The sequence below is a fragment of the Streptomyces sp. NPDC002076 genome, from assembly GCF_053593835.1.
This window is the reverse complement of sequence record NZ_JBSFDI010000026.1, coordinates 108366-126225: the sequence shown is the minus strand read 5'-3', so window position 1 is coordinate 126225 and position 17860 is coordinate 108366. Positions and strand designations below refer to the sequence as shown.

The following is a 17860-nucleotide window of genomic DNA, read 5'->3' as shown; positions in this document are numbered from 1 at the left end:
CACGAGGGCGCTCCGGCGCCTTGCGATCGCACGCACCAGACGCCGCCGAGCCCGCCCTGCGGGCGGACGACGGGAATTTGACGACAGGGCCTAGCGCTCCGTCAACGCCTCCCGGTCCAGGCCCAGTTCCCGTGCCAGCGCGTCGTCGACCCATTCCTGCGCGCGCGTCCGCGGCACCGCTCCCGGGTACGACGTCAGCTGCACGGCGAGCCCGTCCAGCAGTGCGGTCAGCCGCAGCGCGGCACCGGCCGGATCGGCACAGGCGAACTCGCCCGCCGCGACGCCCTCGGCGATGACCTCGGTGATCGCGGCCTTCCACTGCTTGTCCAGGTCCCGGGTGACCTCCCGCAGGGCCGGCTCCCGCAGGGCCACGGCCCAGCCCTCGATCCACAGCCGCCATCCCTTGGCCTGCCCGGTCGGCGCGTACCAGCGCACCGCGGCCCGCAGCCGGCGCAGCGCGGACGTCCGCCGGCCCAGCAGCTTGCGCAGATGCGTGAGATCGTCCTCGGCCGCGTAGGTGAACGCGGCGGCGACCAGCTTCTCCTTCGTCGAGAAGTGGTACAGCACCAGCGCGTTGCTCACCCCGAGCGCCGCCGCGACGTCGGCGATCCTGACCGCCGCCACGCCCCGCGCCTCGATCTGCCCGATGGCGGCCCGCAGCAGTTCCTCCCGCCGCTCGGCCACGCTCAACCGCACTCTCGCCACGCGGTCACCTTACACAGCCGCCCGGACATGCGCCGACGGCCTCTTGACACCCCTGTGCGGCCGGGGCCACAGTACCCGCACTACTGACTGCTCGTTCAGTCAGTAAGCGATCCGCTGCCACAGTCGGCCACCGTGCCAACGCCACCCCCCGCCGTCGTAGGAGTCAGCCCGCGCCCGTAGGAGTCCGCCCGTGACCCACGCCCCGACCACCTCCGCGCACCCACAAGGCCCCGACACACCCGATCTCTCCGTCGGCTGGGGCGAGCAGCGCACCCGGCTCCGCAAGGATCTGCGCCGGCTCGACGTGCTGTTCTTCCTCATCTGCACGCTCGTCGGCCTCGACACCATCGGCTCGGTGGCCGCCCAGGGACCCCAGGGCCTGACCTGGATGGCGATCCTCGCGCTCGCGTTCTTCCTGCCGTACGGCCTGCTCGTCGCCGAACTCGGCGCCGCCTTCCCGGTACAGGGCGGCCCGTACGTGTGGACCCGGCTCGCCTTCGGACGGCTCACGGCGGGCGTCAACCAGCTGCTGTACTGGATCTCCAATCCGGTCTGGGTGGGCGGCAGCCTGTGCATCATCGCCCTGACGACCTGGGAGGAGTTCTTCACCCCGCTCCCCGGCGCCTGGAAGTACCTCGCCGGGTTCGTGTTCATCTGGGGCGGCGCGCTGGCCGTCGTCCAGTCGGTGCGGATCGGGAAGTGGGTGCCGATCGCCGGTGCCGCCGCCCGGGTCGTCCTGCTGGGCTTCTTCCTCGTCTCGGTCGTCGTCTACGCCGTCCGCAACGGCGTGCACGCCCTGCCCGCCGGCGGCTTCACGCCGACGTACACCGGCTTCGTCGCCCTGGTCCCCGTGCTGATCTTCAACTACGTCGGCTTCGAACTCCCCAGCTCGGCGGCCGAGGAGATGCGCAACCCGCGCCGGGACATCCCGCTGTCCATCCTCCGCTCCGGCCTCGCCGCACTCGTGCTCTACGGCGGCCCGATCCTCGGCATCCTGTTCGTCCTGCCGAGCGAACGCATCGGCAGCCTCGGCGGGTTCGTCGACGCCTGCAAGGCCGTCTTCACGGTCTACGGCGGCTCGATCGCGGCGGACGGCACGGTCACCCTCACCGGCTTCGGCGCGGTGTGCGGCGGGATCGCGGCCGCCGGACTCATCGTCGGGCTGCTCACCTCGGGCGTCACCTGGGCCATGGGAGCCCACCGCGCCCAGGCCGTGGCCTGCGCGGACGGCGCCGGTCCCGCCTGGCTCGGCCACATCTCCACCAGACACGGCACTCCGGTCCGGGTGAACCTGCTCTCCGCCGTCCTCGCCTCCGCGCTGTTCGTGACCGCCCTCAACCTCACCGGCGGCGACGGCGAGAAGTACTTCGCGGCCGGCCTGGGCCTGACCATCTCCACCACCTTCATCTCCTACGTCATCACCTTCCCGAGCCTCGCCGTCCTGCGCCGCAAGCACCCGGACGTGCCCCGCCCCTACGCCGTCCCCGGCGGGCTGCTCGGCGCCCGCCTCGTCAGCGGCCTCGCCACCGTCTTCGTGGCCTTCACGGTCGTCGTCCTGATCTGGCCGGGCTTCGGCGTCGGCTGGTTCGGCACCGGCGGCAGCCCCGCGGACTCACTCCCGCACTCCTTCGCCGGGCAACGGGCGGCCTACACCCTCAGCCAGGTCGTACCGCTGGTGCTGTTCGTGGTCATCGGGCTGGGCTTCTATGCGGCGGGGGTGCGAACGCGCAGGGAGAAGGGGTAGCGGGCGCTCCGCGCTCCCTGACATCGCGGGCGGGCGATCGCGGAAGGCTTCGCGGCCGAGGGGCGCCGGCAGGCCCTCCGTGATCGCATGTCGTCGTTTCGGGCCGCTGCGCGGGCGTGGCACTTCCGCCGGTACTCGTCCGCGCCATGACGTCGTCGTCCAGCGGCGCCGAGGCCCCCCGCTGTCAGCTTTCGTCATGCGCCCCGGACGACCGCGTGCGCGTCCAGCGCGAGCGCGCCGTCCGGGTGCACCAGCAGCGGGTTGACCTCCAGCTCGGTGAACTCCGGGTGCGCGGCGGCCACTTGGGTGATCACGCAGAGGGCGGTCGCGGCGGACTCCAGGTCGGCGGGCGGGGCGCCGCGCCAGCCGGTCAGCAGGGGTGCGTGGCGCAGCCCGAGCAGCAGCGCACGCGCGCGTGCCGGGGTGAGCGGGGCCAGGGCGAGCGCGGTGTCGGCGTGCAGTTCCGCGGTGACGCCGCCCATGCCGGCCAGGGCGACCGGGCCGAACGCCGGGTCGTGCCGGACGCCGACGATCAGCTCGTGGGCGTGTGCCGGTGCCGCCATGGCCTCGACGGCGTAGCGTGCGGCGCCGGTGGACGCGCGCATCCGGGCCAGGGCCGCGCGTACGGCGTCCGGGTCGCCGAGGCCCAGCGCGACCCCGCCTGCCTCCGTCTTGTGCGCGAGGCCCATCGCCTTGAGCACGACCGGGAAGCCCAGGCGCCGGGCCGCCGCGACCGCCTCCTCCTCGGAGTCGGTCACGAACTCCGCCTGGGGAAAGTGCAGTCCACGGGCGGCGAGCAGGGCGCGGACGGTCTCGTAACCGCCGTCGGGCGCGGGTGGCGCGGGGCGGGGGAGAGGCGGCGGGTCGGTCGCCGCCGCAGCGGAGAGTCGTACGGCCCCGGTGAGGGCTGTGGCCGCCTGCTCGATGCGCTCGTACACCGGTGTCCCGCGCTCGCGCAGGACCGCGAGGGCAGGGGTGTCGCGGGCCATGGTGTGCACGAGCAGCGGGCGTCCGGAACGGGCGGCGGCGTCGGCGAGTGCGCCGGCCACCTCGCACTCGTGGGCGGCGCGTTGGGGGTCCCCGCTGGCGTAGTCGCCGAAGTAGCCGGTCAGGACGACCGCGTCGGCCTCCCCGCTGCCCAGCAGTGTCTCCGCCACGCGCGCGTAGCTGCCGAGATCGGCCTCGCCCGCGCCCGCCAGGTCGACGGGGTTACGGCAGCCGGCGCCGGGCGGCAGCGCCTCGGCCACGCGACACACCGTGGCGGCCGACAGTTCCGGCACCTGGGCGCCGCGCATCGCGAACGCGTCGGCGGCGAGGGCTCCCTGACCACCGCTGTCTCCTACGATCGCGATGCGGAGGGCGGCGGGACGGCGGGGGTCGGTCAACGGCGGTTGGCCAACGGATGTGGGCGGGACTGGCGTTGGCTGGGAAACGCCGACCCCGGCCGGGGGGTGTCGGCGGTCGTCGGCCGGCACGGCCAACGCCTGTTCGCCAACGCCTGTTTGTCCACAAGCGTTGTCCCCTGCCAGGGTTTGCCCACACTTGTTGGCCAACAGGCGTGGGCCATCGAGCGTTTGCCCACCAGCGTTGTCCGACCCCCGCTCGCTCCTCCCTCCCCTCGGCCACCACCCGCGCACGGCCAGCAGGCACACCGCCGTGTCCACCAGCTCGCCCGCCGAATCCAGCAGCAGCGCGCCGCTGTCCCGGCAGACGGCCGCCACCGTGTCGTACGAACTGACCAGCGCGCCCGTATGGGAGGCGGCAGCGCCCGCAGCGGCGGGGCTGCGGCCGACCGTGAGCAGCAGGACCGGTTTGCCCGCCGCGTGCGCGGCCCGCAGCACTCGGGCGAGACGGCGGCCGTCGCGGAAGTCCTCCACGTAGGCGGCGAGCACCCGGGTGGGCGCGTGCGCGACGAGCGTCTCCAGGGCCTCCGCCGCGTCGATGTCGCGCTGGTTGCCGAGCGAGACGAACCGGGAGAAGCCCTGTCCCGCGCGGGCGAGCAGCCGCCCGATCTCCAGCGCGAGGTTCCCGCTCTGCGACACCAAGCCAACCGCACCCGCCGGGAACTCGCCCCAGCTGAGCCGCAGTTCGCTGCCCGTGTCTACCAGGCCCATGCAGTTGGGGCCGAGTAGCCGGGCGCCCCGGGCGGTCACCTCGCGGGCCAGCGCGCGCTCCCCGGCCGGGTCCCCGCCGGAGGTGATGACGGTGAAGTGGCGGGCGCCGGCCGCCAGGCCCTCGGCCACCACGGGCCGTACCTGCGCGGGCGGCACGGCCACCACGACGTGCTCGCAGGCGAGCCCGGTGAGCCCGGCCCGGAACGGCACGCCGTCCAGGCTGCCGCCCCGCCGGTTCACCAGGTGCACCTCCCGCCGCGCCCGCCCCGCCAGCGCCCCCTTGGCCAGCCAGTACCCCCACTTCCCGGGCTGCGCGGAGGCGCCGACGACGGCGACCGAGGCGGGGTCGAACAGCGCGTCGGGGGAAGGCGCACCGGAGCCCCTCACCGGTACCACCCGAAGCGGTCCGCGATCACCGGCAGCCGGTCGGTCACCAGGGCGTGGGCGGCCGCGCGCGGGGTCGTGCCGTCGGCGTCCGCACGGTCGAGGATCAGGCCGATCAGGGCGCGCATGGAGCGCCGGATGTGCGTGAAGGCCTCGTCGGCGTCCGCGCCGATGTCGCCGAACAGGGTCCACCACCACCAGGCGTTCGTACCGGAGTTGACCACCACGTCCGGCAGCACGGTGACCCCCCGCGCGGCCAGCAGCTCCTCCGCCTCCGGAAGTACGGGCATGTTGGCGGCCTCCACGATCCAGCGGGCGCGGATCCGGTCCTGGTCGGCGGTGTCGATCGCGTACGACACGGCCGCCGGCACGAGCACCTCCGCGTCGGCGGACAGCCAGGCGTCGCCGGGCAGTTCGCGGTCGCCGGGGCGCAGCACACGGCGGTCCACCGCGCCGTAACCGTCCCGCGCGGCCAGCAGGGCCTCGACGTGAAGCCCCGCGGGATTGGCGATGGTCCCCTTGATGTCGGCGACCGCCACCACCGTCAGCCCCGCGCGTGCGAGGAACCGCGCGGTGGCCCCGCCCATCGTGCCGAGCCCCTGCACGGCCACCCGGGTGCCCGGGTACGGGACGCCCGCGCGGTCCAGCGCCGCGAGCACCGACTCGGCGACCCCGCAGCCGCCGGCCAGTTCGTCCAGGCCGATGCCGTCCACCTCGACCGCGAAGGCGGCCGCGAGCCGCTCGCGGGCCGCCGCCTCGTCGTCCAGCAGGGGGTATACGGCCTGGATGGAGGAGACCAGACCTGCCTCGGCCGCCGCCCGGTCGACCAGGTCCTGGGTGAGGCCGAGGTCCTCGCCGGTGGTCCAGAAACTCTCGATGTACGGGCGCATGGCACGCAGATAGCGCACCAGCAGTCCGTACGCCTGCGGGTCCTGGGGGTCGCAGTCGATGCCGCCCTTGGCGCCGCCGAGGGGCACATAGCGTGCCTCGGGGTCGTAGTGCAGCGCCTCCTTCATCGTCATGCCGCGGGCGAGCCCGGCCACCTCCTCCAGCGTGCAGCCGGGGCGCATCCGCAGCCCGCCGCTGGCCACGCCGCGCACCAGCCGGTCCACGACCAGGAAGCCCCGGCGGCCGGTGACGTGGTCGGTCCAGACGAGCGACATCAGGGGAGCGGTGGCGGTCATGCGGTCTCCTCGGGGACGGTGATCAGAGTGGGGCCGGGCCGGTCGAGGGCCTCCGTCACGGCGTCCGCCAACGCGGCCGGGTCGCACGCGCGCGTGCCGTGTCCTCCATAGGCGCGGGCCAGGGCGGGCAGGTCGACCGGCGCGAGGTCCACCGCGGCCGGCGCGTCGCCGCGCGCCCGCATCTCGTCGCGGATCTCGCCGTAGCCGCCGTTGTCGAACACCACTATGGGCAACGGGAGTCGGAGCTGTGCGGCGGTCGCCAGTTCCTGCACCGTGAACTGCAGTCCGCCGTCCCCGCTCAGTGCGAGCACCTGCCGGTGCGGCTCGGCGACCTTGGCGCCCAGCGCTGCGGGCAGCGCGTAGCCGAGGGTGCCGAAGCCGGTGGGATGCAGATACCGGCCCTCGGGGCCGACGAGCAGGTGGGGGAGGGCGCCGTAGTAGCAGCACTGGGCACTGTCGGAGGTGATGACGGCATCGGCCGCCAGCACCGCGCGCACCGCCCGCAGATACGGGATCCAGCGGGCGTCCCGCGCGGCCGTCTCGGTATCGCGCGCGGCGCGCAGGGCGGCCACCTCGCCGGCCACGCGCGTGTGCGGGTCTTCTCGGGGTACGCGCGCGTGCCGGTCGTCCGGCAGTTCCACCAGCAGGGCCTCCAGGGCGAGCCGCGCGTCCGCCACGAGCGGTACGTCCACCGCGGCGCCCGCGTACATCTGGTCCGGGTCGAGATCGACGCGTACGAGCGTGCCGTCCAGCGGTGGTGGGACGGTCCAGAAATCGGACTCGGACAGCTCCGTGCCGACGGCGAGGACGGCGTCCCGCGTGGCGAGCCACTTCTGCACGGCGGGGCTGTGCAGGGAGACGCCGAGGGACAGCGGATGGGTCTCCGCGACCGTGCCCTTGCCGGCCGCCGTGGTCACGACGGGCGCGCCCAGGCGCTCGGCGAGGGCGCGGCACTGCGCCCGCGCGCCGACGGCTCCGCCGCCGAGCACGAGCGCGGGGCGGCGGGCGCCGGAGAGGTACGTGACGGCCCGTCGTACGGCCTCCGGGGCGGGCGCGGGCCGTGGGGTGCACGGGGCTCGCCGGACGGGCCCCAGCACCTGGGTGGCCGTCAGCAGGTCCAGCGGCACCTCGATGTGGGCGGGGCGCGGGCGCCGGATGCGGAACAGGGTGAACGCCCGGGCCACGGCCGCGTCGATCTCCGCGACCGACGAGACCCGGTGACTGAACGCGGCGACCCCGCGCAGGGCGTCGGTCTGGCTGCGCATCTCGTGCAGCGCGCCGGAGGCCAGCCGGGGATGGCCGAGCGGCATGCCCGGCGAGACGACCAGCAGCGGCACGCTGTCCGCGTAGGCCTCACCGACGGCGGCCGCCGCGTTCAGCAGGGCGGGCCCGGTCGTGGTCAGCACGACCCCCGGACGGCCCGTCACGCGCGCGTACCCGTCGGCCGCGTACCCGGCACCCTGCTCGTGGCGGGGCGTCACATGGTCGATGCCGTAGGCGGGCAGATGCCGGTAGATCTCCAGATTGTGGGTGCCCGGGATGCCGAAGATGCGGGTCACGCCGTGCGCCCGCAGGGCCCGTACGAGCGCCTGGCCACCCGTCAGCAGCCCGTCGTCGGCGGCCTGGGACACCGGCTCGGCGAGAGCACCCATCACAGACTCCGCGCGATGACGAGCCGCATGATGTCGGAGGTGCCCTCCTCGATCTCCTCCAGTTTGGCGTCCCGCATCCACTGCTCCACCGGGAACTCCCGCGAGTAGCCCCAGCCGCCGAGCGTCTGCACGGCCGCCCAGGTGCAGTACGCGGCCGTCTCCGACGCCGTCAGCTTGGCCATCGCGGCCTCCGCGGTCGCCTCCAGACCCGCGTCCAGCCGGCGGGCCGCCCGCCAGGTCATCAGCCGGGCCTGCTCCACGCGCGTGCGCATGTCGGCGAGCCGGAAGGCGACCGCCTGGTGCTCGATGATCGGCTTGCCGAACTGCCGCCGCTCACGGGCGTAGTCGCGCGCGTACTCGTACGCCGCCCGGGCCACTCCCGTCGCCGCCGCGCCCAGCACCGTACGGGAGATGTCGAAGGTCCGCATCAGCCCGACGAAGCCCTCGCCCTCGGCGCCGAGCCGGTGCTCCTCGGGTACGAACGCGTCCTCGAAGAAGATCTCCCGGCAGACGATCGCCCGCTGCCCCATCTTGCGCATGGGCTCGCCGAAGGTCATCCCCTCGGTGCCCTTGCGCAGCAGGAAGGCGCTGACCCCGCGCGAGCGCCGGGTGGGGTCGGTCTTGGCGAAGACCACGTAGCTCTCGGCCTCGCCCGCGTTCGAGATCCACGCCTTCTGGCCGCGCAGCCGGTAGCCGCCGGCCGTGCGGTGTGCGGCGGTGACGATCGACGCGGCGTCGGAGCCGGCGCCGGGCTCGGTCGTCGCCAGCGCCGTCATCGGGGTGTCCGGGCCGGTGAGGGGGGTCAGCCACTCCTGCTTCTGCTCCTTGGTGCCGAGTTCGAGGACGGGGTCGGCGAAGAAGCCGTTGGAGCACAGCAGGTTGCCGATGCCCAGGTCGCCCACGCACAGCTCCTCCTGGACCAGGCACTGGGTGAAGACGTCGGTGAAGCCGCCCCCGCCGTACTCCTCCGGCAGCATGAACCCGGTGATGCCGACCGCGGCGGCCTTGCGCCACAGGTCCCAGGGTGTCTCCACGTCGGCCTCGTCCACGGCACGCGCGCGTGGCCGTATCTCCTCGCGGGCGAAGGCACGGGCGAGATCGACGACGTCGCGCTGTTCGGGGCGGAGCGGGACCAGCTCGGTGGGGAGGTCGGACATGGTGCCTCCAAGGCGGCCGCGGACGGTGGTCGGCGAAGGGCGCCGGGCAGAGCTCCACAGAACGCTCTACTGAATCGTGAGTCAGTATCCGAAGCCGGTCCGCACCCTGTCAACGTGCTGGCCCGAGGTTCAGTAGCGTGCCGCCGGGCCCGCTGAGGTACCCCCGCCGGGGCCGGACTGTCGGAGGGGCCGACCATAATGGGGAGCCTCACCCACTCCACCGGGAGGTACCGTGACCGGACTGCGTTCCTCGAGCTCCGGGCTCCGCGCCCTGCGGCCCGCGGCCTTCGGCGCGGAACCGGGCGGAGAGCGCCTGGCACGCATCCGCCGCTCCCCCCATTTCAAGGACGGCGTCTTCCAGAACCCGGGCGGCACCGCGCGCACCCGGCCCTCCGGGTCCACGCTGGACCTCGCGAAGGTGTTCCTCGACAAGGAAACCCGGCCCCTGAGGGCCCCGAAGGGCACCGTCCCGGTGCATCCCACCACCTTCGCCGACCTGGCCAAGCCGCCCGCCACCGGACTGCGGCTGACCTGGATGGGCCATTCCAGCGTCCTCGCGGAGATCGACGGTCACCGGGTGCTGTTCGACCCCGTATGGGGCGAGCGCTGCTCCCCGTTCCCCTTCGCCGGCCCCAGGCGGCTGCACCCCGTGCCGCTGCCGCTGGCCGCGCTCGGCGAGGTCGACGTGGTCGTCATCTCGCACGACCACTACGACCACCTGGACCTGCCCTCGATCAAGGCGCTGGCCGGCACGGACACCGTCTTCGCCGTGCCGCTCGGCGTGGGCGCCCACCTCGAACACTGGGGCGTCTCCCCGGACCGGCTGCGCGAGCTGGACTGGCACGAGTCGACGCGAGTCCGCGGCCTCACCCTCACCGCGACGCCCGCCCGGCACTTCTGCGGCCGCGGCCTGCGCAACACCCAGCACACCCTCTGGGCGTCCTGGGCCGTCGCCGGCGACGAGCACCGGATCTACCACAGCGGTGACACGGGCTATTTCGAGGGCTTCAAGGACATCGGTGCGGAGCACGGCCCGTTCGACGCCACGATGATCCAGATCGGCGCCTACAGCGAGTTCTGGCCCGACATCCACATGACCCCCGAGGAGGGCCTGCGCGCCCACCTCGACCTGCAGGGCGGAGCACCGCACGGCGCGCTGCTGCCGATCCACTGGGGCACCTTCAACCTGGCCCCGCACCCCTGGGCCGAGCCGGGTGAGTGGACGAAGGAGGCCGCCGAGGAGGCCGGCCAGGCCGTGGCCCTGCCCCGCCCGGGCGAGCCCTTCGAGCCGGCGGGCAAGCTCCCGGCGGAGGCGTGGTGGCGCGGCGTCTCCGGGGAGCTGCGGCGCACCTGGCGCTCGGTCGGCGCGTTCGTGGCGGAGCCGCCCGCTCGGAGGTGACGCCGCTGAGCCGTCACCCCCGAGGGCCTGGGCGCCTCGGTCGCCCGCCGGGGCTCAGCGCGGCTTGTCGCCCTCGTCGACCGTGACGGGCTCGCGGCCCTGACCATGCGCCGCCTGGCGGCCGACCTGGGCGGCCCCGCGCCGACGCCGGCGCCGTACCGGCCGAACCGCCCCGGCGGGCCGAACCGCGCCGGGCGGCCCGCCGCCCGAGGGCCTGGCTCCAGTCGACCGAGCCCATGCTCGCCGTCCTCGCCCGCGCCGGATTCGACGAGGCGTACGTGAATCTTCAGTCTTCACGCCCCAGCCAAGGCCAAAGCAGATACTCTCCGTAACAATCTGCCGCGACGACGATCGCGTCGTCGTGATGGTTTCTGCGCGAATCGTATCGATGTGTTTCGGGTTCAACTTCCGTGCCTGACCGGGTAATCGGTCTGTCGTACGAGGCCTCATACCAGAGCGGGACCAATCCTGCGGGACTTTGTCAACTGCCCCCCGCACATGAGGGGGAGGCGACTACTGTCAGTGGCCGCATGGCAGCCCGACGGACTAGTACGAGGACGCAGATGTCTCACCTCCGAGCACCGGCCGCCCGTGCCGACCGCCGCGAGGGCGGTCGGCACGGGCGACCGGTCGCCCGACCCGCTCCCGCACTGCCCGAGACGCACATACGGCCCCAGCTCATGCGCCTTGCCGTGCTGCCACCCCTCGCGGTCGCGCTGAGCGCCACCGCCGCCGTGCTGTTCAGCATCCGCTCCTCCGGCGCCCGCACCGGGCCCGTGCTGTGGGCCGTACTGGCCGGAGCGGTCACCGTGGCCGTCGCCGGCATCCTCATCGCAGCCGTGGCCGCCGACCGGGCCGCCCGTTCGGTCTCCGACCGCGTCGACGCGCTGCGCCGCACCGCCGCGCGCGGCGAGGCCGACCTGCACGCCCTGGTAGACGCGCTGCGCCAGGGGGAGCCCCCGCCGCAGCGCACATCGCGCCGCCGGCCGCCCGAGGACGCCGACGACTTCGAACTGCTCGCCGCCGACCTGGCCCGCGCGCACGACGGCGCCGTCACCGCCGTCGTGCGCGCCGCCCAGCTCTCCAGCCAGGCGGGCAGCGAGCAGAAGCTGGAGGTCTTCGTCAACCTCGCGCGCCGGCTCCAGTCCCTCGTGCACCGGGAGATCTCGATCCTCGACGACCTCGAGAACGAGATCGAGGACCCCGACCTGCTCAAGGGCCTGTTCCACGTGGACCACCTGGCCACCCGCATCCGGCGCCACGCCGAGAACCTCGCCGTGCTCGGCGGCGCCGTCTCCCGGCGCCAGTGGAGCAACCCGGTCAGCATGACCGAGGTCCTGCGCTCCGCCATCGCCGAGGTCGAGCAGTACTCCCGGGTGAAGCTGGTGCCGCCGATCGACGGCGAACTGCGCGGCCACGCCGTCGCGGACGTCATCCATCTGCTCGCCGAACTCATCGAGAACGCCTCGGTGTTCTCCGCCCCCCACACCCAGGTGCTGCTGCGCGCCAACCTCGTCACCTCCGGGCTGGCCGTGGAGGTCGAGGACCGCGGGCTCGGCATGCCCGTCGGCGAGCAGAACCGGATGAACGCCCTGCTCGCCGACCCCGACCAGGTCAACGTCGCCAGTCTGCTGGCCGACGGTCGCATCGGCCTCTACGTCGTCTCCCAGCTCGCCCGGCGGCACGGCATCCATGTGCGGCTGCAGACCAACATCTACGGCGGTGTGCAGGCCGTACTCGTGGTCCCGCAGGCGTTGTTGGGCACGGCGCCCGGGGCGGGCGGCGTGGTCGACGGCACGATCGCCGGTGCGGCCACCGGGACGGGCGTGCACCGGCCGCAGGATCCGGCGGACACCGGGGCCTCGCCGCAGGTACGGCTTCCGGGCCAGAGCGGTGGACAGGGTCAGGGGCAGGCCGGTGGGTCTGGCGGGCGGCAGGGGCACGGGCTGGAGCAGGAGCGAAGGCTCGCGCCGGCGCCCGCAGCCGTGCCTGCGCCTGTGCCGGGAGCGCGGTCCGGGGATGCCGGCCCCGCGCGCGGCGGTGCCGGGCCGGAGGCCGAGCCCGCCGCAGGCGCGGGGGCCGTGGCCGGTGCAGGCCCCGCGTTGGGTTCCGCGGGAGAGGGCGGCTCACCGGGCGACCCGGCTCAGCTGACCGGCCGGCGACGGCACGCCCAGCGCGCGAGCGGGCGGCGCGACGCCGGGAGCGGGGACGTACGGCCCGGTGAGAGCGGTGACGGCCGGCGGAACGGAGGCGGCCTCGCGCCGCTTCCGGTGCGGGGCGCCCGGCAGGACCGGCCCACCCCCGCCGAGGCCGTGCCCGGCATCGGCACCGGGGACCGGGCGGCGATCGAGGCGCACGCGGGCATCCTGCCCACCCCGCGCAGCGGCACCGTGCGCGGCACCATGAACAAGCCCCAACTGCCCCGGCGCCGCGCGCAGGAGCACATCGTCCCCCAGTTGCGCGGCGGTCCCGTACCCCGACAGGAGGGCGACACCGTCCCGGGCCACGACCCGGGGCTGATGGCGGCCTTCCAGCGCGGGATCGGACTCGCCGAGGCGCAGCAGCACATGGAGAGCCGGGAGCCCGCCCGTCCGGATGCCGACCAACTGGACTCCGCGCTCATGGGCTCAGCCCACATGGAGTCCGCGCACATGGAGGCCGCCCACACGGAGCCCGCCCGCATGGACTCGGCCCCCACGGACGCCACCCATGCCGCAGCACCGCTGATGCGCCATCACCTCCAGCCCGCCGTACCAGAGTTCACCGACCCACCCCGTGTGCAGTCGGACCACATGGGCTCAGACCATACGAGTTCGAACCACATGGGCCCCGACCACATGGATCCCACCCCCATATCCCAGGGACGCACCCACGCGCCGTCATCCGACGGTGGCCGGGGCGCCGGCCGGCCCGACGGGAGCGCCCCGGCCGGCTGACGCCCGCACCGTACCCACCCCCATCACCACGACCATTCCCCCCAACCGCCAGCGCTCCCGCAGACCTTCGTACCCCAAGGAGTCGATCCACCATGGCGAGCGATGCGCCGACCGCACACGCATCCGACCTCGACTGGCTGCTGAGCGGCCTCGTGCAGCGCGTACCGCACACCACCAGCGCGGTGCTCCTGTCCTGTGACGGGCTGGTGAAGTCCGTGCACGGCCTCGACAGCGACAGTGCCGACCACATGGCGGCCCTGGCCTCCGGCCTGTACTCCCTCGGCCGCAGCGCGGGCGTCCGGTTCGGCGACGGCGGGGAAGTCCGCCAGGTCGTCGTCGAGCTGGACTCGACCCTGCTGTTCGTCACCACCGCCGGCTCCGGCACCTGCCTCGCCGTGCTCGCGGGCCGCGAGGCCGACGCCGCCGTGCTCGGCTACGAGATGGCGATGCTCGTCAAGAGCGTCCGCCCCTACCTGGTGACCGCCCCCCGGCAGCACGCCGTCGAACCCACGGCGACGAGGCCTTGAGCGTGGCCGCAGCCGGCGACGGGCCGTGGCTGGACGACGCGGCCGGACGGCTGGTGCGCCCGTTCACGGTCAGCAATGGACGCACCGAGCCGAGCGTCGCCCTGGACCTGATGTCCCAGGTGATGGCCACCGGCGTCACCCCGCTCGGCTATCTAGGCCCCGAGCACGCCCAGGCGCTCGACCTGTGCCGGGCGCCCGTCTCGGTCGCCGAGGCCGCCGCGCATCTGAAACTGCCCGCGGTGGTCACCAAGGTGCTGCTCTCGGACCTCGTCGACTGCGGGGCGCTGACCACCAAGCCCCCCGCTTTCCACCACACACCCACTGACCGGTCTCTGCTGGAGGCAGTGCTCGATGGACTACGACGACAGCTCTGACCCGTTCCCGACCGCGCTGAAGATCCTGGTGGCGGGCGGGTTCGGGGTCGGCAAGACGACCTTCGTGGGCGCGGTCAGCGAGATCGCGCCGCTCAGCACGGAGGAGCTGCTCACCACGGTCAGCGTCGGCACGGACAGTCTCGACGGCGTCGAGAACAAGATGGAGACGACGGTCGCCATGGACTTCGGCCGGATCACCCTCGATCCGGACCATGTGCTGTACCTGTTCGGCACGCCGGGGCAGGAGCGGTTCTGGTTCATGTGGGACGAGCTGTCCGAGGGCGCGCTCGGCGCGGTGATCCTCGCCGACACCCGCCGGCTGCAGGACTGCTTCGCGGCCGTGGACTTCTTCGAGGAGCGCGGACTCGGCTTCATCGTCGCCATCAACGAGTTCGACGGCGGCTACCGCTACGACCCCGAGGAGGTGCGTGCCGCCATCGACCTGGACCCCGCGATCCCCGTCGTCAGGTGCGACGCCCGGATCTCCAGCTCCGGCGTGCAGACCCTGCTCACCCTCGTACGCCACCTCCTCGCCCACGCCCCCGCGACGGCGCCGAGCCACGGCGCCCACATGTGATCCCGCACTACCGTCCACGGAGTTCCCCATGAGGTACGCCCACAGCGCTGGAGCCCGGCCATGACCTACGAGCCGCCCCGGCCGGTCCGGGGTCTGCTGCTCACCCCCGAGGACAAGGAGGCCCCGGCCCGCGTCCACCGACTGCGCCTGCTCGGCCTGGCGGACCGTCCCGCCCCGGCGCTGGACGCCTTCGCGGACCATCTCGCCCGGCTCACCGGCGCGCCCTACGCCATGGTCAACTTCGTCGGCGAGGACCACCAGTTCTTCGCCGGTCTGTGCGTCCCCGCCATCGCGCCGCTGGTCCGGGAGGACGGCAGCAGGCCGGAGTTCGGCCGGGTCCTGCCGCGCGAGCACGGGTTCTGCCCCCATGTGGTGGTCCGCCGCAAGGCACTGGTGCTCGAGGACGTCCGCGACTATCCGCGGTTCGCCGGAAACCCCGTGGTGGACGAGTACGGCATCCGCTCCTATCTCGGAGCCCCGCTCATCGACAGCTTCGGCATGGCGCTCGGCACCGTGTGCGCGGCCGACACCGAGCCCCGCGTCTGGGGCCGGTCCGGCCTGGAGACCATCAAGGCGCTGGCCGCCGATCTCGTCGTACGCCTCGAACGGAGCGCCGAGGACGGGTTGCCCCTGTGACGGGCCGGGGCGTGTCATCGCCCCCGGTACCTGGGGCGTGAAGGAAAGCTGAGGCGGCGGTTAAGAAAAGCTCGATGGACCCGCGGCCCGCGCATACGGCAGATTGCAGGGTGATTCCACCCCTCTGACCCGGTGCGGGCGTCTTCGGCATGCCCGCGGGCCGGGATCTCACCCACAGGAGCCGCACGCGTGAAGGCGCTGGTCAAGGAGAAGGCGGAGCCGGGGCTCTGGCTGACGGACGTCCCGGAGCCCGAGATCGGCCCGGGTGACGTACTCATCAAGGTCATGCGGACCGGTATCTGCGGCACCGACCTGCACATCCGGGCCTGGGACGGCTGGGCGCAGCAGGCGATCAAGACCCCGCTCGTGCTCGGCCACGAGTTCGTCGGGCAGGTCGTCGAGACCGGCCGGGACGTGAGCGACATCCGCATCGGCGACCGGGTCAGCGGCGAGGGCCATCTGGTGTGCGGCAAGTGCCGCAACTGCCTGGCCGGCCGCCGCCATCTGTGCCGCGCCACGGTCGGCCTCGGTGTCGGCCGGGACGGTGCCTTCGCCGAGTACGTCGCCCTGCCCGCGAGCAATGTCTGGGTGCACCGGGTCCCCGTCGACCTCGACGTCGCCGCGATCTTCGACCCGTTCGGCAACGCCGTGCACACCGCGCTGTCGTTCCCGCTGGTCGGCGAGGACGTGCTGATCACCGGTGCCGGACCGATCGGCCTGATGGCCGCCGCCGTGGCCCGGCACGCGGGCGCCCGCAACGTCGTCATCACCGACGTCAGCGAGGAGCGCCTGGAGCTGGCCCGCAAGATCGGCGTGAGCCTCGCCCTGAACGTCGCGGAGACCTCCATCGCCGACGGGCAGCGGGAGCTGGGTCTGCGCGAGGGCTTCGACATCGGCCTGGAGATGTCCGGCCGCCCCGAGGCCATGCGGGACATGATCGCCAACATGACGCACGGCGGCCGTATCGCCATGCTCGGCCTGCCGGCGCAGGAGTTCCCGGTCGACTGGGCCCGGATCGTCACCTCGATGATCACCATCAAGGGCATCTACGGCCGCGAGATGTTCGAGACCTGGTACGCGATGTCGGTGCTGCTGGAGGGCGGCCTGGACCTCGCCCCCGTGATCACCGGCCGCTACGGCTACCGCGACTTCGAGGCCGCCTTCGCCGACGCCGCGAGCGGCAAGGGCGGCAAGGTCATCCTCGACTGGACCGCGTAAGCGACGTCAATTCCCAGCCGCGCCAGCACTTTCAGGAGCTTCCCCATGTTCGACACCGTCCGCGACGACCTGCGCGCCACCCTCGACGAGATCCGCGCCGCCGGCCTCCACAAGCCCGAGCGGGTCATCGGCACCCCGCAGTCCGCGACCGTCAACGTCACCGCCGGCGGCCGCCCCGGCGAGGTCCTCAACTTCTGCGCCAACAACTACCTTGGCCTCGCCGACCACCCCGAGGTGATCGCCGCCGCCCACGAGGCCCTGGACCGCTGGGGCTACGGCATGGCCTCGGTCCGCTTCATCTGCGGCACCCAGGAGGTGCACAAGGAGCTGGAGGCCCGGCTCTCGGCGTTCCTGGGCCAGGAGGACACGATCCTGTACTCCTCCTGCTTCGACGCCAACGGTGGTGTCTTCGAGACCCTGCTCGGCGAGGAGGACGCGGTGATCTCCGACGCCCTCAACCACGCCTCCATCATCGACGGCATCCGCCTGTCCAAGGCCCGCCGCTTCCGCTACGCCAACCGCGACCTCGCCGACCTGGAGGCGAAGCTGAAGGAGGCGTCCGACGCGCGCCGCCGGCTGATCGTCACCGACGGCGTGTTCTCCATGGACGGCTATGTGGCCCCGCTCCGCGAGATCTGCGACCTCGCCGACCGCTACGACGCGATGGTCATGGTCGACGACTCGCACGCCGTCGGTTTCGTCGGCCCGACCGGTCGCGGCACCCCCGAGCTGCACGGCGTCATGGACCGCGTCGACATCATCACCGGCACCCTCGGCAAGGCCCTCGGCGGCGCCTCCGGCGGCTATGTCGCCGCCCGCGCCGAGATCGTCGCCCTGCTGCGCCAGCGCTCCCGCCCGTACCTGTTCTCCAACACCCTGGCCCCGGTGATCGCCGCCGCCTCCCTGAAGGTCCTCGACCTGCTGGAGTCCGCCGACGACCTGCGGGTCCGGCTGAACGAGAACACCGCCCTCTTCCGCCGCCGGATGACCGAGGAGGGCTTCGACATCCTCCCCGGCGAGCACGCCATCGCCCCCGTGATGATCGGCGACGCGGCGAAGGCGGGCCGCATGGCCGAGCTGCTGCTGGAGCGCGGTGTGTACGTGATCGGCTTCTCCTACCCGGTCGTCCCGCAGGACCAGGCCCGCATCCGCGTCCAGCTGTCCGCCGCGCACTCCACCGAGGACGTCAACCGCGCGGTGGACGCCTTCGTCGCGGCCCGCGCCGAGCTGACGGCCTGAGCAGGGCGGACGCC

Annotated in this window: 14 protein-coding genes; 9 read left to right on the top strand and 5 right to left on the bottom strand. The window is 73.4% G+C overall.

Annotated elements, in window-relative coordinates:
- Positions 1-90 precede the first annotated feature (90 nt).
- On the bottom strand, positions 91-705 hold the full coding sequence (locus tag ACWCQS_RS38535; RefSeq protein ID WP_451008802.1) for a TetR/AcrR family transcriptional regulator: 615 nt from the start codon (positions 703-705) through the stop codon (positions 91-93).
- A 190-nt stretch (positions 706-895) separates the two neighbouring features.
- Here ACWCQS_RS38535 and ACWCQS_RS38530 point away from each other — a divergent pair, with 190 nt between their 5' ends.
- On the top strand, positions 896-2449 hold the full coding sequence (locus tag ACWCQS_RS38530; RefSeq protein ID WP_451008801.1) for an APC family permease: 1554 nt from the start codon (positions 896-898) through the stop codon (positions 2447-2449).
- 194 nt (positions 2450-2643) lie between these two features.
- Here ACWCQS_RS38530 and ACWCQS_RS38525 read toward each other — a convergent pair whose 3' ends face one another.
- The 4 genes from ACWCQS_RS38525 to ACWCQS_RS38510 are packed head-to-tail and all read right to left on the bottom strand — an operon-like array spanning position 2644 to position 8940.
- Positions 2644-4950, bottom strand: a complete 2307-nt coding sequence (locus ACWCQS_RS38525) for an acetate--CoA ligase family protein (protein WP_451008800.1) — start codon at positions 4948-4950, stop codon at positions 2644-2646.
- Complete coding sequence (locus tag ACWCQS_RS38520) at positions 4947-6131, bottom strand: Glu/Leu/Phe/Val dehydrogenase dimerization domain-containing protein (protein ID WP_451008799.1); 1185 nt, start codon at positions 6129-6131, stop codon at positions 4947-4949. Before ACWCQS_RS38520 ends, ACWCQS_RS38525 begins: the two co-directional genes overlap by 4 nt.
- Entirely contained in the window at positions 6128-7783 is a 1656-nt protein-coding gene (locus ACWCQS_RS38515; protein WP_451008798.1) for a 5-guanidino-2-oxopentanoate decarboxylase, read from the bottom strand. The genes ACWCQS_RS38520 and ACWCQS_RS38515 overlap by 4 nt, the downstream gene beginning before the upstream one ends.
- Positions 7783-8940 carry an acyl-CoA dehydrogenase family protein gene (locus tag ACWCQS_RS38510; protein WP_451008797.1) on the bottom strand — a complete coding sequence of 386 codons (1158 nt, stop codon included), beginning with the start codon at positions 8938-8940 and terminating at the stop codon, positions 7783-7785. The genes ACWCQS_RS38515 and ACWCQS_RS38510 overlap by 1 nt, the downstream gene beginning before the upstream one ends.
- A 232-nt stretch (positions 8941-9172) precedes the next feature.
- Here ACWCQS_RS38510 and ACWCQS_RS38505 point away from each other — a divergent pair, with 232 nt between their 5' ends.
- The 8 genes from ACWCQS_RS38505 to ACWCQS_RS38470 all read left to right on the top strand — a co-directional run bounded on the left by ACWCQS_RS38505 (position 9173) and on the right by ACWCQS_RS38470 (position 17846).
- Positions 9173-10339, top strand: coding sequence for an MBL fold metallo-hydrolase (locus ACWCQS_RS38505; protein WP_451008796.1), 1167 nt, complete (start codon positions 9173-9175; stop codon positions 10337-10339).
- 563 nt (positions 10340-10902) lie between these two features.
- Positions 10903-13275, top strand: coding sequence for a sensor histidine kinase (locus ACWCQS_RS38500; protein ID WP_451008795.1), 2373 nt, complete (start codon positions 10903-10905; stop codon positions 13273-13275).
- Between the two features lie 92 nt (positions 13276-13367).
- The gene (locus ACWCQS_RS38495) at positions 13368-13802 is read left to right on the top strand and encodes a roadblock/LC7 domain-containing protein (protein WP_450986093.1); all 435 of its coding nucleotides are present in this window, start codon (positions 13368-13370) and stop codon (positions 13800-13802) included.
- A gap of 2 nt (positions 13803-13804) precedes the next feature.
- A complete protein-coding gene (locus ACWCQS_RS38490; protein WP_451008794.1) occupies positions 13805-14176 on the top strand; it encodes a DUF742 domain-containing protein in 372 nt (123 codons plus the stop codon).
- Entirely contained in the window at positions 14154-14753 is a 600-nt protein-coding gene (locus ACWCQS_RS38485; RefSeq protein ID WP_388626882.1) for a GTP-binding protein, read from the top strand. The genes ACWCQS_RS38490 and ACWCQS_RS38485 overlap by 23 nt, the downstream gene beginning before the upstream one ends.
- Before the next feature lie 60 nt (positions 14754-14813).
- Positions 14814-15389 carry a GAF domain-containing protein gene (locus ACWCQS_RS38480; RefSeq protein WP_451008793.1) on the top strand — a complete coding sequence of 192 codons (576 nt, stop codon included), beginning with the start codon at positions 14814-14816 and terminating at the stop codon, positions 15387-15389.
- Positions 15390-15578: 189 nt separating this feature from the next.
- On the top strand, positions 15579-16607 hold the full coding sequence (gene tdh, locus ACWCQS_RS38475; RefSeq protein WP_451008792.1) for an L-threonine 3-dehydrogenase: 1029 nt from the start codon (positions 15579-15581) through the stop codon (positions 16605-16607).
- A gap of 45 nt (positions 16608-16652) precedes the next feature.
- Positions 16653-17846 (top strand): glycine C-acetyltransferase, encoded by a 1194-nt coding sequence (locus ACWCQS_RS38470; RefSeq protein WP_451008791.1) that lies wholly within the window; start codon positions 16653-16655, stop codon positions 17844-17846.
- The last annotated feature ends 14 nt before the right edge of the window (positions 17847-17860 follow it).